Source organism: Candidatus Thiodiazotropha sp. AKAK3 (assembly GCF_058244645.1).
On record NZ_JBSYOQ010000015.1, the window covers coordinates 1 to 15,249 of the forward strand.

General features: G+C 48.5%; 15 protein-coding genes, 1 tRNA gene and 1 pseudogene. 10 read left to right on the plus strand and 7 right to left on the minus strand.

Features of this window, described 5'->3' with window-relative positions; all coding sequences use genetic code 11:
• Nucleotides 1-179: 179 nt before the first annotated feature.
• The 4 genes from AC4IE7_RS01625 to AC4IE7_RS01640 are packed head-to-tail and all read right to left on the minus strand — an operon-like array spanning nucleotide 180 to nucleotide 3,019.
• Nucleotides 180-1,202 (minus strand): peptidylprolyl isomerase, encoded by a 1,023-nt coding sequence (locus tag AC4IE7_RS01625; RefSeq protein WP_490775055.1) that lies wholly within the window; start codon nucleotides 1,200-1,202, stop codon nucleotides 180-182.
• A 47-nt stretch (nucleotides 1,203-1,249) separates the two neighbouring features.
• A complete protein-coding gene (locus AC4IE7_RS01630; protein WP_490775056.1) occupies nucleotides 1,250-1,549 on the minus strand; it encodes a YciI family protein in 300 nt (99 codons plus the stop codon).
• On the minus strand, nucleotides 1,550-2,215 hold the full coding sequence (locus AC4IE7_RS01635) for a septation protein A (protein ID WP_490775057.1): 666 nt from the start codon (nucleotides 2,213-2,215) through the stop codon (nucleotides 1,550-1,552).
• A 60-nt stretch (nucleotides 2,216-2,275) separates the two neighbouring features.
• Nucleotides 2,276-3,019, minus strand: a complete 744-nt coding sequence (locus AC4IE7_RS01640; RefSeq protein WP_490775058.1) for a hypothetical protein — start codon at nucleotides 3,017-3,019, stop codon at nucleotides 2,276-2,278.
• A 162-nt stretch (nucleotides 3,020-3,181) separates the two neighbouring features.
• On the opposite strand from AC4IE7_RS01640, the gene AC4IE7_RS01645 reads away from it, so the two are divergent.
• From AC4IE7_RS01645 to AC4IE7_RS01680, 8 genes and pseudogenes are all read left to right on the plus strand, one after another.
• Nucleotides 3,182-4,051 carry a PHP domain-containing protein gene (locus AC4IE7_RS01645; RefSeq protein ID WP_490775059.1) on the plus strand — a complete coding sequence of 290 codons (870 nt, stop codon included), beginning with the start codon at nucleotides 3,182-3,184 and terminating at the stop codon, nucleotides 4,049-4,051.
• Between the two features lie 13 nt (nucleotides 4,052-4,064).
• Entirely contained in the window at nucleotides 4,065-4,688 is a 624-nt protein-coding gene (locus AC4IE7_RS01650) for an L-threonylcarbamoyladenylate synthase (RefSeq protein ID WP_490775060.1), read from the plus strand.
• Nucleotides 4,689-4,695: 7 nt separating this feature from the next.
• Nucleotides 4,696-5,388 carry a site-2 protease family protein gene (locus AC4IE7_RS01655; protein WP_490775061.1) on the plus strand — a complete coding sequence of 231 codons (693 nt, stop codon included), beginning with the start codon at nucleotides 4,696-4,698 and terminating at the stop codon, nucleotides 5,386-5,388.
• A gap of 2 nt (nucleotides 5,389-5,390) precedes the next feature.
• On the plus strand, nucleotides 5,391-6,608 hold the full coding sequence (locus AC4IE7_RS01660) for a tryptophan--tRNA ligase (protein WP_490775062.1): 1,218 nt from the start codon (nucleotides 5,391-5,393) through the stop codon (nucleotides 6,606-6,608).
• A gap of 43 nt (nucleotides 6,609-6,651) precedes the next feature.
• Entirely contained in the window at nucleotides 6,652-7,464 is an 813-nt protein-coding gene (locus AC4IE7_RS01665) for a segregation and condensation protein A (RefSeq protein ID WP_490775063.1), read from the plus strand.
• Between the two features lie 274 nt (nucleotides 7,465-7,738).
• On the plus strand, nucleotides 7,739-8,692 hold the full coding sequence (gene scpB, locus AC4IE7_RS01670) for an SMC-Scp complex subunit ScpB (RefSeq protein ID WP_490775064.1): 954 nt from the start codon (nucleotides 7,739-7,741) through the stop codon (nucleotides 8,690-8,692).
• Entirely contained in the window at nucleotides 8,685-9,629 is a 945-nt protein-coding gene (rluB, locus tag AC4IE7_RS01675; RefSeq protein ID WP_490775065.1) for a 23S rRNA pseudouridine(2605) synthase RluB, read from the plus strand. Before scpB ends, rluB begins: the two co-directional genes overlap by 8 nt.
• Before the next feature lie 23 nt (nucleotides 9,630-9,652).
• A pseudogene (locus tag AC4IE7_RS01680) lies at nucleotides 9,653-9,802 on the plus strand (endonuclease); the annotation flags it as partial.
• A 158-nt stretch (nucleotides 9,803-9,960) separates the two neighbouring features.
• On the opposite strand, the gene AC4IE7_RS01685 reads toward AC4IE7_RS01680, so the two are convergent.
• A complete protein-coding gene (locus tag AC4IE7_RS01685) occupies nucleotides 9,961-10,878 on the minus strand; it encodes a GGDEF domain-containing protein (protein WP_490775066.1) in 918 nt (305 codons plus the stop codon).
• A 310-nt stretch (nucleotides 10,879-11,188) separates the two neighbouring features.
• Between AC4IE7_RS01685 and AC4IE7_RS01690 the strand changes: the two genes are divergently transcribed.
• Entirely contained in the window at nucleotides 11,189-12,226 is a 1,038-nt protein-coding gene (locus tag AC4IE7_RS01690) for a thioredoxin family protein (protein WP_490775067.1), read from the plus strand.
• A gap of 86 nt (nucleotides 12,227-12,312) precedes the next feature.
• Nucleotides 12,313-12,388, plus strand: a tRNA-Lys gene (locus AC4IE7_RS01695).
• Nucleotides 12,389-12,510: 122 nt separating this feature from the next.
• On the opposite strand, the gene AC4IE7_RS01700 is transcribed toward AC4IE7_RS01695, so the two are convergent.
• On the minus strand, nucleotides 12,511-12,918 hold the full coding sequence (locus tag AC4IE7_RS01700; protein ID WP_490775068.1) for a response regulator: 408 nt from the start codon (nucleotides 12,916-12,918) through the stop codon (nucleotides 12,511-12,513).
• A 223-nt stretch (nucleotides 12,919-13,141) separates the two neighbouring features.
• The gene (locus AC4IE7_RS01705) at nucleotides 13,142-15,202 is read right to left on the minus strand and encodes an ATP-binding protein (RefSeq protein ID WP_490775069.1); all 2,061 of its coding nucleotides are present in this window, start codon (nucleotides 15,200-15,202) and stop codon (nucleotides 13,142-13,144) included.
• Nucleotides 15,203-15,249: the final 47 nt, after the last annotated feature.

Genomic DNA, 15,249 nt, shown 5'->3' on the forward strand with positions numbered 1-15,249 from the left:
TACAGAGTCATCCAAACCACTAAACCGGACTGCAGCAAAAACAGGATAACCTGCATCTTTCCCCGGATTCCGCTACGCTTCATCCAGGCTACAGTAATGCGCTCAAAACCTATCTGCGAATTTTCGCGACTTGCTTTTACAGCACCCTCTTTGAGCAGGAGTGAGACCTGACATCAAAATTACTCACCGCCTTCCTTTTTCTCTTCAGTATCAGCACTAGCAGGCTCAGCAGCTGGCGCATCTGCCGCTGACTCAGCAGCCTGTTCTTCTACTGCAGGCTCGCCCTTGCTGGCTTCAGGGGCAGGCTGCGCATTTTTCTCATTGAATACCAATTCACTGGAATCACGCAGTCCCTGCATATAGTCGGTGAGGGATTTTTGCTGTAGTGCAGTCGTAATTTTACCGCGTACACTCTCCAGGGTAGGTGCTTCACTCTGACGGCTATCCTCCAACAGAATTACATGCCAGCCAAAATCGGTCTTAACCGGGGCTTCTGAATATTTACCCTTCTCCATGGAGGCCAGCGCATCGCCAAATGGCTTAACCATCTGTCCCGCATCAAACCATCCCAGATCGCCACCGTTTTTACCAGTAGGGCCTGTGGAGTGCTCTTTGGCCAACTCGGCGAAATCACCGCCTCCATCCAACTTCTTAATCAGTGATTTTGCCTCATCTTCCTCTTTTACCAGGATGTGTCTGGCTTTGTATTCAGTATTGGATTGGTTGGCAAAGTCAGCATCATAGACTTTCTGAATCTCTTCATCGGATGGTTTTTTATTATTGGCATGCTCCTGTATGGCAACCTGTGTCAGCAGTTTCGCTTTCAGAAGTTCGAGAGAAGCGGCGACATCTTCACGCTCCAGCAAACCGGACTTTTCAGCCTCTTGTGACACGATCAGGATATTGGCTAACTCATTGAGTACGCCCATTTGCATCTCAGGTGAGGTCTTCGCATCGGGAACACCACGCATCCTGTCCTGGAAGTAGAGGCTGTACATGGCTCTGGTCACAGGCTTACCGTTCACCGTCAGCAGGGTGTTTAGATCCATATCGGCAGAACCGGCTTCTGTTTTCGCTGGCAGCGTGGCAGAACGTTGTGATTCCGCTGCAGCGACTGCAGTCGGCTCAGTCTCAGAAGGTTGGTTACAACCTACAACCAGTCCAGCGCTGCAGAGTGCAGCCAGAATTATCTGTTTTTTCATCTTTGATCTTACCTTGTGGTGATTATTAACTATTTATTCCGTAACGTTTACGGCAGTACTTTTTTGAAGGGTTTAACTATGACCCGTGCATAGACACCCGCTTTTATATAAGGATCCTCATCGGCCCACATTTTAGCGCTTTCGAGGGTGTCAAACTCCGCCACGATCAGGCTGCCTGAAAAACCTGCAGGACCGGGATCTTCTGCATCAATCGCCGGGTGGGGACCGGCCAGAAGGAGTCTCCCCTCGCTTTGTAGCAGCTGTAGCCGCTGCACATGATCCGGACGTATTTTCAGGCGTTGCTCAAGACTGTCTTCACGATCTTCAGCGATGATGGCGTACAGCACTCACTTCTCCTCAGCTTTTAGTTCAGGTTCGCGCAGATGGCGGGCAAGATAGAAGGCCTGCAGAATAACAAAGCCCAGCGTCAGCCCCATCATGCCAAACAGTTTGAAATTGACCCAGCTCTCTTCCAAGGCGTGGGCAGTATGACACATCTCCAGTTCATTCCCCTGAAACTGAGTGTGACAATTATCGAAGTCGATTTGTTGCAAGCCGGTGGTATCGATGAGTAACTGCTCAGCGGCGAAGAAGTCACTTGCCACGTAGAGATTCAGGAATCCCAAGATGATGAAAAAGAGTCCCCAGAATAGATTGAGCCGTTTCCAGATGGGTGTGGGTACATCGATAGCACTCTCCATCATGCGCTGAACTATAGGTTTTTTACCAATAAACAGACTGCCCAGGAAGACAAGTCCAAATAGCCAGTTGATCACTGACGGCTTCCACATGATAAAGGTGCGATCCTGCAATAGGATGGTTAATCCTCCGAACACCACCAATATAGCGAGGGTGATCAGATGCATTTTCTCAACATGGCCCTTACGAAACCAACCATAGCCGACCTGGATTACCGACGAGGCGATAGCGACCCCTGTGGCGATATAGATGCCATACAGCTTATAGGCAATAAAAAACAGGATGACGGGAAAGAAGTCTACGAGAAATTTCATATTGGAATCTGTGGTTAAACCTAATGTGTGAGCAGCTTTGATGCGATCTCAAATTGATTATTAATGCAATGTTCTGGGTAAGCGCCAGAGATTGTAATACTTTTCAACGACTTCTCGTACCTGTTGCGGGTAATTAAGGGCATCCATCTGGGTCATTCCTTCCTTAAAAAAATTGGGTGCCTCATCAGGTATGTATCTTGTGAGTGTTTCATAGGCGCTATCGATCAGTCCTGGTTGGTGGCTGCGGGTGGCAATAATTGCCTGGTTAATCAATAAAATACGCCATGGTTCTGATGAGGTACTTCCGCTTTTGCCGGTTTTAAGTTCAGGGGCTATGGCCTGCAGAAGTTCTTGCGCCACCTCATAGAGCTGCTCAAGTTCGGCTGTTTCGCTATAGGTGTTGGCAAGCCGTGCCAATGCATTGACTATTGGTTCGATTGTCCTGATCTGTCCCAGATGGCGTCCCAGCCAAAGTGCCAGGGGTAGGGAGAGATCCTCAAATTCATGACTCACTTCGGTTAGTTTGAGATCAGTTGCCAGGGCAGAAAAGTCCATCAGCAGATTGATGCCATAATCCCCTAGTTCATTCAATTCATCACTTGAGAGGGGGTCGTTATCACCACTTTTCGATTGTTTATCGACAAGTTGCAGGATTTCAACCAGGCGATGCATGGCATCCCGAAGTGCTGCAGGAGAACGTTCCGGATCGACAGGGATACTGGTTCGGCCACTGTTGATAACAGTGGCTGCAATCTCTTCGAAACGGCTGTTGATTGTATCAAGAGTAAGGTTGTGAAATAGCATGGCGCCAATTGTATCAGGCTGTTCTAAGAGCGTCTGTCAGTTGTTGTGATCAATATCTGCAATTTGAATTTTTTCTTACCCATAGCATCAGGAAATAAGAGAAGGTTACAGATTAATGATTTCTCTATCCGTGAGGCAGGACAATGGGTACAATCCGCCCCCATGTTCTGCTTATACGACCTACATAGCCACTCCACAGCTTCGGACGGGACACTTCCGCCCCGAGAGCTGGTGCTGCGTGCAGCGGAGGCTGGGGTCAAAGTATTGGCATTGACCGATCATGATACCACTGCAGGCATAGATGAGGCCCACCGGACTGCTCAGACCTGTGGCTTGATACTGATTCCAGGCGTGGAAGTCTCAGTCACCTGGAATCAACAAACTGTACATGTGGTAGGGCTGAATGTAGATCCAGAGAGTCCTCTGCTGAGTGAAGGGCTTGGCCGCCTGAGAGCATTTCGGGAGTGGCGGGCCAGAGAGATTGCAGAGAAGCTTGAAAAGGCGGGTATCCATGGGGCTTATGAAGGTGCCTCTGGATTTGCTGAAGGTAATTTAATTGGCCGTACACATTTTGCACGTTTTCTGGTTAAAAGTGGTGTGGTGGATGACGAGCGAAAGGTTTTTAAACGCTATCTGGTGAATGGAAAACCTGGTCATGTGAGCGGGGATTGGGCCTCTTTGGAAGAGGCTGTCAATTGGATACACTCGGCAGGTGGCGAGGCGGTGATCGCTCATCCCGCACGCTACAGAATGACCCGCTCTAAATTACGCAGACTATTCAGGGACTTCGTGGAGTTAAAAGGAGACGCTCTTGAAGTCGTGTCTGGCAGCCATAGCCGGGATGATTACTTCACCATGGCTAAACACGCCAAAGATTTTGGTTTGAAGGCTTCTGCCGGATCAGATTTCCACTCTCCGGAGACGCCCTGGCTGGAGCTGGGTCGTTTGCCAAAGCTGCCCGATAGTTGTCAGCCCATCTGGAGTCACTGGAATCTGCCTCAACAGACTGATCGTCAATGCGAGTTGGCTTAGGCTGGATCTTAGTATGGCGCAGTTTTTTCAGATACATCCGGATAATCCCCAGTCCCGTTTGATTAAACAATCGGTGGCTATCATTCGTGATGGCGGCCTGGTGATCTATCCTACCGATTCGAGTTATGCCCTCGGTTGCCATATCGGTGACAAAAGCGCTATGGAGCGTATTCGGCGTATTCGTAAAGTCGACGATTCACACAACTTTACCCTGGTATGCCGGGATCTGACCGAAATTTCCAACTATGCCAAGATCGATAACCAGGATTACCGACTGCTGAAGAACCTTACCCCTGGCCCTTATACCTTCATCCATAAGGCAACCAAACAGGTACCTAGACGTCTAATGCATCCTAAACGCAAGACGATCGGTATACGTGTTCCCGACAATGAGATCGTCAGTGCATTGCTGCAGGAGCTAGGGGAACCGATCATGAGTACTACCCTGATCATGCCGGGAGATGAGATGCCCCTCACCGATCCCTATGAGATGCGGGGCCTATTGGATCATCATGTGGATCTGATCATCGATGGGGGCTATTGTGGTTTAGAGCCTACCACGGTGGTGGTTATGACAGACCATCAGCCTGAGGTCGTCCGTGCAGGAAAAGGCGACACTTCTCTGTTCGAGGTATAATTTTCCGATGGAAGGTCTCAGTCTCATTCAAAAGCTGGCAATTTTTGTATTGCCGATGATATTCGCAATCACTGTGCATGAAGCAGCTCATGGGTGGATGGCCAAACGTCTGGGGGATAAAACCGCTGAGATGTTGGGAAGGGTGACCCTCAATCCAATAAAACACATCGATCTCGTGGGCACTATTTTGGTTCCTCTTGGCGCCTATCTGCTTACCGGTTTTATGTTCGGCTGGGCCAAGCCGGTTCCTGTCAACTGGAATAATCTCAATAATCCAAAGCGGGATATGGGGCTGGTGGCTCTGGCAGGACCAGCTGCGAATCTGTTGATGGCAGTGATCTGGGCAATATTGGTCTACGCCGGTGCCCTGTCTCTACAGCATTTCGAGTGGTTGGGCGTGCCTCTGGTATTGATGGCAGTGGCTGGGGTCTTGATCAATGCCGTATTGATGGTGCTGAATCTGATGCCAATTCCCCCTCTGGATGGAGGACGGGTACTATTCTCTCTACTACCGGCAAAACAGGCCCAGATCTTTTCTCGTCTCGAGTCTTATGGGCTTGTCATCGTATTGGTATTACTTGTCACCGGCATTCTTGGGTTTGTACTCTGGCCATTGGTCGGTTTGACGATCAAGATTCTGCCTGCAAGTGACATTGTTAATCAGCTTATTCCTGTCATTCTCAGTCCCGTAAGGAGCTAGTTTTGAATCAGCCACTAAGTGCAAACCGAGTGCTATCTGGTATGCGTCCAACCGGGCGCCTGCATCTTGGACATTATCATGGGGTTCTTAAGAACTGGCTGGCATTGCAAGATCAATATGAGTGCTATTTTTTCGTCGCTGACTGGCATGCATTGACAACCCACTACGATGACCCGAGTGTAATTCCGGGCAGTATTTGGGATATGGTGATCGACTGGCTGGCAGCCGGGGTGGACAGTGAGTCTGCAACCCTTTTTATTCAGTCCATGGTGCCAGAGCATGCGGAATTGCACCTGTTACTCTCAATGATCACCCCCCTGGGCTGGCTTGAGCGGGTACCCAGCTACAAAGATCAGCAGGAGAAGTTGAAAGAGAAGGATCTGGCCACCTACGGCTTTCTCGGCTACCCCTTGCTGCAATCTGCGGACATCCTTATCTATCGTGCTTCTCAGGTGCCGGTCGGAGAGGATCAGGTGGCCCATGTTGAGCTTACGCGAGAAGTTGCTCGACGCTTCAACCATATCTATGGTCGTGGCCCTGATTTCGAAGCCCAGGCTGAAGCTGCGCGCAAGAAGATGGGCAAGAAGGCGGCAAAACAGTTCGACCAGTTAAAGAGAGCCTATCAAGAGCAGGGGGATGGTGAGGCACTGCTGAAAGGGCAGGAACTGCTGGCTGCTCAGCAGAACATCAATGCAGAAGAACGAGAACGCCTGATGGGCTATCTTGAGGGGAGCGGACGGGTGATTCTGGCTGAACCTCAGCCTCTTTTGACCAAGGCCTCAAAGATGCCCGGGCTGGATGGACAGAAGATGTCGAAATCCTATGCCAACACCCTGGCGCTGCGTGATGATCCAGCTGAAGTTGAAAATAGACTGAAACGTATGCCTACAGATACCCAACGGGTACGCCGCACAGATCCTGGAGATCCGGAAAAGTGCCCGGTGTGGCAGTTTCATCTGGTCTATTCTGATGAGGGGACCCGTCAGTGGGTTCAGCAGGGTTGTACGACTGCAGGCATTGGTTGTCTTGAGTGTAAGGCACCTGTTATCGAATCGGTTTTGGATGAACTTAAACCAATTCAGGCACGGGCGGCAGAATTTGAGGCCCAACCTGAGCTGGTGAAGGGTATTATTGAACAAGGCTCCGAAAAGGCCAGGTCAGTGGCCCAGGAGACGATGCGGGAAGTTCGACAGGTCATGTCATTGCAGAGTCTGAGATAGCAGGCTCGGATTTAGAGGAATCAAAAACATATAATGCCCCGCCATGGAACCTACTGAAAACCATCCTCATCACCACCCTGAGCAGGAGGAGATGCCTTTTGCTGTGGTGATGGGTGAGCCTTTGGCGACACCGCCAACTGATCTCTATATCCCTCCCGATGCACTTGAGGTTTTTCTTGATGCTTTTGAGGGGCCTCTGGATCTGTTGCTCTATCTGATCAGACGTCAGAATCTCGATATTCTCGATATACCGATTCTGGAAATCACCCAACAATACGTCAGTTACATCGAAATGATGAATGAGCTACGGCTTGAATTGGCTGCGGAGTATCTGGTGATGGCCGCTATGTTGGCCGAGATCAAATCCCGCATGTTGTTGCCGCGAACGGTGAGTGAAGAGGAGGATGTTGAAGATCCCAGAGCAGAACTGATCCGGCGACTACAGGAGTATGAGCGCTATAAGCAGGCTGCAGAGGATCTGGATGGATTGGAACACATGACCAGGGACACCTTTCAAGCGCATGCTGAATTGGTTGATCGTCATGTTGAGGCCCAGGAGCCTGATGTCTCCTTGCGTGAGATAATGTCTGCACTGTCGGATGTTCTGCATCGCGCTGATATGTTCACCAGTCACCGGGTTGAGAAGGAGCCGCTTTCTGTTCGCGAGAAGATGTCTCATGTGTTAGAGCGGATCGATGGCGAGCAGTTTGTCAGCTTCACCGAATTGTTTGATATTGTGGAGGGCCGCTTGGGAGTAGTGGTTACCTTCCTGGCAGTTTTGGAATTGATTAAAGCATCGCTCATCGAATTGGTGCAGGCAGAGGCCTTTGCCGCCATTCATGTTAGGGCCTGTTAACACTAATTCAATCGACGCTGTTGCGTCTGAAAAAGCGCCAATCTAGGCGTGAGGAGCACAGTTTGGTTATTCCAAATAAGCGACGAACAACAACGAGTGGCGCTTTTTCAGGCGTAACCCGAAGGGCTGGGGCTATTTTTCCGCCCAGCGGCGTTATCATTCGCTCATGTAGAATGACTACACTGCGCTCATTCTGCCTTGCTGGACGAAAAAATAGCCCCAGCAGCGTCGATTGAATTAGTGTTAACAGGCCCTAAAGCGAAGGTTTCTTGAAATGACCGATAACAACAAATTGAAACAGATTGTTGAGGCAGCGCTTCTGGCCGCCGGCAAACCCTTGAGCCTGGATGAGATTATCTCCCTGTTTCCTGAGCATGAGCAACCGGAAAAGAAGCAGCTGCGCGAGATCATGGCTGAGTTGGAGGAGGAGTACCAAGGTCGGGGTATCGAAGTTACGGAGGTGGGAAGTGGCTTCCGAATACAGGTTCGTTCTGAATTTTCTTCCTGGGTATCCAAACTTTGGGTTGAACGGCCACCTAAATATTCCCGAGCCCTGTTGGAAACCCTGGCATTGATTGCCTATCGCCAACCAATAACACGGGGTGAGATTGAGGATATCAGAGGGGTTTCTGTCAGTACCAATATCATTAAGACACTCACAGAAAGAGAGTGGGTACGTGTGGTTGGTCACCGGGATGTGCCTGGAAAACCGGCGCTCTACGCCAGCACCAAAGAGTTTCTCGACTATTTCAATTTAAAAAGTCTCAATGAGTTACCGACTCTGGCTGAAATTCGTGATCTCGACTCAATCAACCGGGAACTGGAATTGCAGGATCCGGATAAGTTGGATGAAGCGCAGTCAGCTCAATCCCAACAGGACGCAGATAACAGTGAGATGGATGACGATTCTGAACAGTCAGAACAGAGCGTTCATCCTGTGGAAGATGGTCACTCCGAGGATTCTCCGCAGGATCAAGAGACGGAACGAGTGGCTGAAGCCGATATCGAGAGTGAGCTGAAAGAGAGTACAGATAGTGCCTTAGAAGACGAAGACCCAGAGGTTTCCCCTCTATTGGATGAAGAGACCATTCCTCAAGAGGAGGAACTGCAACAATCTACCACGATGTCTGAGGAAATGATTTCCGAAGAGATACCGGAGACAGAAGCCGAAATGGTGGAAGCATCCGATACCGGGGTATCCACATTGAAGTCTGAAATTGATGAATAAAGGTAGAGAGCCTGTAGGTGTACGACTGCAAAAAGTATTGGCTAATGCAGGTATGGGTTCCCGTCGGCAGATTGAGGGGTGGATCGTTGAGGGGCGTGTTGAGGTTAATGGTGAGATCGCCACACTCGGCGTCAGGGTACTACCTGAAGATAGCATCCGGGTTGATGGCAAACCGGTCGCCAAACGCAGACTTGAGACCCCCCAAAGAGAGGTGTTGGTCTATAACAAACCTGAAGGGGAACTGGTGACCCGGAATGATCCTGAGGGACGCCGCACAGTCTTCGAGCGACTGCCGAGACTGGAGCATGGTCGCTGGATTCCAGTTGGCCGGTTGGATATCAATACCTCAGGGTTGCTGCTGCTGACCACCGACGGGGAACTTGCCAATCAGTTGATGCATCCGAGCCGGCAGGTTGAGCGTGAGTATGCCGTCAGGGTGATGGGGGAAGTCACAGAAGAGCAACTCTATCAATTGACCCACGGTGTCGAGCTGGATGATGGTCCTGCCCGGTTTGAAGAGATCGTTGAATCCGGTGGGGAGGGGATCAATCGCTGGTTTCACGTTGTCATCATGGAGGGACGGCAGCGAGAGGTGAGGCGAATGTGGGAAGCGGTTGGCTGTCGTGTAAACCGTCTGAAGCGGGTTCGCTATGGCAGCGTAATACTTGAGAGCGCTTTGAGCATTGGGCGCTGGCGCAATCTGAATCCTTCTGAGATCAAAGAGTTAGTCCTTATTTCGGGGCTGACACCGAGCCGGAGAAAAGTTGCGGACAAAGGCGCACCTGCTAAGCATCGCTCATCCCGCCCGAAAACAGCACGGCAGAAGGCACCACGAGAAAAACTTTCAAGAGAGAAAAAGAGCCACTCTGGCCCAGCAGGTAAGTCTGATTCAAGTCCCTGGAAGGGTAAGCGTTCCAAACCCCGCGGTGGTCGTTAGAAGTGAACTCACTCAAGGCTTCTTTGGAGGCTTTGTTTCAACAACTGTTGGCTGAATATGGGCCTCAACACTGGTGGCCTGCAGATAGTGATTTTGAAGTGATGGTTGGAGCGGTTCTTACCCAGAATACGGCATGGAATAATGTCGAAAAGGCCATTCAAAACCTAAAATCAACCTGCGAGCTCAATTGTGATGAAGGGTTTTTTAACGAGTTCCATGCGTTGATTGTGATTCACGCAAAATCGATTTGTCAGACCAGGCCCAAGTGTGATGTATGTACACTTAGATCAATCTGTGACTATGGCGCAAATAGTGACTGAGTCATTAGTGTTCAGTTTGTCATAATCACTTGGTTACGGCCCTGATTTTTGGCTTGGTAGAGCGCACTATCTGCACGTTTGAACAGGGACTCAGTGGTATCACCACTACTCATCATGGTGACGCCCAAACTCAGGGTGACTTGTAGCTTTTTCAGAGATTCGATTCTTAAGTTCTCAATGTTTTCCCTGATCCTTTCCGCAAGAAGATTGGCGCCAAGCTGGTCAGTTCCATTGAGTACAACCACAAATTCTTCACCACCATAGCGATAGAGAGCGTCACTGCTTCTAATGCTCTCTTCGATAGTTTTTGCTACCTGTTTCAGAACCAGGTCGCCAACAGCATGACCATATTGGTCATTGATACGTTTGAAAAAGTCGATATCCATAACGATCACTGACAGACCTGAATCTTTACGTCGGTTGAGTTCGATTTCACGGCTGAAATTTGAATCAAAAGCGGTTCGATTCTTGACCCCGGTGAGGGAGTCTAGAAAGGCGCTTTCAATAGCTGCTTGATAAAGCAGAGCATTTCGCAATGGATAGAGTAGAGCGGCAAGTAGGTTCTCGACCTGGCTGATTTCGCCCTTCTCATATCTCTTTTTGCGACTGACATTGACCACACCAAGATCGGTATCCAGTACCTTAAGGTTATAACTGAGTTTATTGCGCTGTTCAGTTATGCCTGTTTGAAGTTCGAATTCACCTTTAGGGCTGCAGTAGTGCAGACTGTCGTAGAGTGACTGGTCACTCAGAACTTGTGCGAACAACTCAATAAGGGTGTCCACCTCGAGGGTGGTCTGCAGTTTACCGCTGAGCTCCATGATCAGACCAAGTGTGCCGTCATCATTGACGACATCGGCCAAGCGACCCAGGATCGGACCATTTACCGGAGTTAAGCTGTCTTGATGTATGCTGTAGATACCAGTCATTTTTATTGCTCACTTAAACTTCTGAAACTCACGGATACTAATGCGATTTGTGTGCCAATATATAAAAAGCAAGTAAAAACAAAAAGATAGGATGTCTGAGTTGCTATGGTGTCAAAATGGTGTCGCTATTTTAGCCGGGTGGTTTTTTCCAGGTCAGTCAAAGAGACAAAAAAATGTCACTGGTTAAGCTACTGAATATGAATAAAATTCCTCCTCAAGCCAGGAGATAGTGCAGCGAGTGATAGAGATGGTTTTGAAGTTTGCTACTATTTTAATATCCCAATCTTCAATATTTCTCTGAGTGTCAAACATGCCAAGAACAGTACTACTGATATCCCTGTTATTGATGGTATTGCCCTCGCATGGGGCCGATGAATCATCTGGACTGGATAAGGGGTTGGTCAACCCCGGTTTCCATGAAAAGCCAGCATGGTTCAAAAACTCTTTTCTCGATCTTGGTGAAGATATCGAAGAGGCGGCAGAGGTGGGTAAAAGGGTAATCCTCTATTTCCACCAGGATGGCTGCCCATATTGTGCCAAACTGCTGAATGAGAACTTCTCTATTAAAGAGATTGTAGATAAGACCAGGGAGGGCTTTCAACTGGTTGCCATCAACATGTGGGGTGACCGTGATGTCACTGGCATCAATGGAAATGAGACCACAGAAAAAGCCTTGGCTGAAAAACTGAAGGTGAGATACACCCCAACACTGATTTTTCTCGATGAGCAGGGTAGAAGTATATTGCGGCTAAACGGTTACTATCCTCCCCACAAATTCATGACAGCCCTCGACTACGTCTCCGGCAGGGAGGAGCGAAAGCAATCATACAGAGACTATGCAAAGGCTCATCAGCCAACTGTAGCCAGTGGCAAGCTGCATCGAGAACCCGATTATCTGAAGATGCCACTTGATCTGCGTCAGAGCGCCAGAGCAAATGAGAAGCCCTTACTGGTACTGATGGAGATGAAGCAGTGCCCCCCCTGTGATGAGCTCCATCAGGAGGTTCTCAGCAAACCGGAATTGAGCAGAACCATGCAAGGCTTTGATGTTGCAGTGGTGGACATCTGGTCCTCGGAACCGGTGGTTACGCCAGCTGGAGAGGAGCTTAAGTCAACAGATTGGGCAGCAAGCCTGGGTATTCAATATGCGCCCAGTCTACTGTTCTTCGATCAACAAGGGCAGGAGGTGTTTCGCTCCGAAGCCTATTTAAGGACCTTCCACACCCATGCAGCAATGACGTATGTGCTGAGCGGTAGCTATTTAGAGCAACCCAATTTTCAACGCTATGTACAGGCCAGAGCCGAGGAAATGAGGGCTAGAGGAGTGCTGGTCGATTTGATGGAATAGGAGGTTTATGAATAAAGTCGATTTTGTTATGCAATTGGGCTTCACTCGAAGGGGATTCTAGGGTAGTATTGCGCGTTCGAAATTTCGGGTTGTTAGCTCAGTCGGTAGAGCATCTGACTTTTAATCAGGTGGTCGCAGGTTCGATCCCTGCACAACCCACCATCTTATTGCTCCCGCGTTCCTGCGCGGGGAAAAAGCAACAATCTCTCTTCATCTCAATAGATCGTTATCTGGTAGCTTCCTGCGCGCTTTTATCTCGCCAATTATCCTATAAATTGCGGAAACTAATCCCAAAGTGAGAGCACAGTGGCAATTGCTCGGGCAAATTCACTGAAAGAGTGGGGCTTTACGATATAGTCATCAACATCATATTCAAATGCCGCGTCCCTATCTTTAGGCTCGTTGGAAGAGGTCAGGACGATTATCCGTTGTGTCTTAAGACCTGAGTCGTTACGTAGCTTATGTAAAAATTCGATGCCGCTCATTTTTGGCAGATTCAGGTCGAGGAGAATAAGTGCGGGTGCGATTTTTGTTTGGCCAGCTTCACCGCGGAGCATATCCAGTGCTTCTCGACCGGTACGAGCGATATGCAAAGGATTTGAGACTCTGTTTTTCTGTAGGACGCGTTGTACCGTCATGATATCAACCCGGTCATCTTCAACTAATAAAATTGAATCGTTGTTGTTCAACATAGCTTGCTACTCTAAGTAGTATTAACCCGGCGACCAGATAGTTTACGTTCAGCCACAGTGAGCCTGCCTTTATAATAATCAAATTGTTAGGGGCTTCAAGCATACCCTTGCCCGGTGTTGCGGCCGAGGGTTACCGAATTTACCGAGTGGCCCACCTGAAGGGCGTAACCATTCTCTATGAGCTACGCCTTGACCAAGATATGTTTCAAGCCCTGAATGTATACTATTCGCTTGACGCTTTAATAGATATGGCATCACCTGATTTACGACGGATATTGGGTTTGATTTCTGTTCCCTTGAAAGGCCAAGTGAATGTGAAACTGGCCCCTTCATTAATGGCGGACTCTACGCGTATGGAACCTCCATGCTCAACAACTATTTTTTTCACCAGTGCTAAGCCAATACCGGTGCTGGTACCAAAATCTCTAGACTCCAATGTCTGAAACATTTTGAAAATTTTATCGTGATACTCTGGGGCTATGCCTTGACCGTTGTCTCGCACAGTAAATTCATAGAAATCACCAATCTTTTCGCTGCTGATGTGAATTTTACCCTTTTTACCACCATGGTACTTCAGGCTGTTGCTGATCAAATTGGAGAAGACTTGCCCCAGCTGCAGACGGTCTGCAACAAGAACCGGCATATCGCCTTTGATTTTAATTGTGAATCCTTTTTCTGGTGAAAGTGAGTCTGTTATCTCCATGATCAGTTCACGGGTGTCAATCGGGGCCACATTATCTGAGGTTTTGCCTACTCTTGAATATTCCAATAAGCCCTCTATGAGATCATGCATTCTTCTGACTCGGTCACGAAGCAGGGCCAGTTGCTCTCTAGATGAAGAGTCCAGTTTATCCTCGAGATCCTCTTCGATCCATTCAGCAAGATTACTCACAGCTCTCAAAGGTGCCTTCAGATCATGAGAGGTTACATAGGCGAATTGTTCCAGATACTCGGCTCTGCGTTCAGCTTCAGCAGTGCGGGAGGCGATATGATATTCAAGGGTCTCGTTCAGGGTTTGTAACTCTGTCTCAGCATATTTTCTTTCCATCACTTCAAGGTTCAGCTCTTCGACGAGTGAACGTAACTGAGCAGTTCTCTCCGCTACTTTGAGGCTTATCTGGTTAGTACGACCTACCAGGTTGGCGGTGTAGATCGTGAGAAGGGCTGTAAAAGCCAAACCACCAAAGAAGATAACCCAACTGATCGGGTTCTCTATCTCAAAACGGTTCGATGCCGGTTCACAGAGGATGGTCCAAGTCATGTTTTCGACTTCTATTTTCTGTGAATAGGAGATTCCCGGATTTTCATAAGCACTCACATCAGACTGTTCCTGGTTTCTGATGCGAGAAAAATGGGTATAGAGATGAGTCCCCTCAGACCCTTTATTACCTCGGTATAGATGTATATCAACTGATCCGGGCCTTAAGCTATCCAATGCTCTTTCGACGATGTCACCAAGAAAAAAAATTCCCAGGGCAAAGCCTCGCGGGATTTTCATTTCACTGCTTATTTGTGTCGAATCACTATCTAAAAAAACCGGTACAACAATTGTAATACCCGTAGCTGATTTTTGAGGCTTGTAGATTTTTTTTGTGTCAATCTGTGTTTTATTCTCACTGATCGAGCGTTGAAAAAGGGATTGTACTTGTGTGTCAGAATCAATATTCAAACCCAGCATCTGTTTGTTTTCTTGATAAGGCTGCACATAGAGGATGGGATAATAGACTTCCCGTTGTGGATGATCAGCAGTTAAAAGGCCGACAGCATCATATTCTCTGATTTGAAAGGGGGGGAAGCTTTTCTGAGCAAAGCTGAGAAATTGGTTATAGTATTTGGCATCTATCCTGGGCGCCCATACCAGTGCCTTGATACCGGCATGGTTCGTTAGCGCTGGCCCAACGAACTTTCTGAACTCTCTGCGACCTACGGACTCCGATGCCTCGATAAAACTGGCAATATCCCGAACAATACCTAATGAAAACTTGATTTCCCGCTGTATCAGTAATATTCGGTCTTGAGCGGCCTCCTTGAAAGCAACCTCAACCTGCTGCTTTTCCCAATTTATTGACTGGATAAACAGGCCGTATGATATCAGGGCACCAATTACTGTCACCAAGGCAACAGGAATATACCCTGCAAGCAGTGAATTTGTGCCAGTGGTGGCATCCTCTGCTCGTCCAGAGACCCATCTGTTCTGAAATGGTTTAGAAAACCATTGCCATCGTTTTGAATCCAACTTAAGGATAGGCTTCGCTATATTTCTGATCAGTCTGCTTATAGACATATTAGAATGATGTCAGCTTTCCACTGAGAATTACCGAATTTACCTTA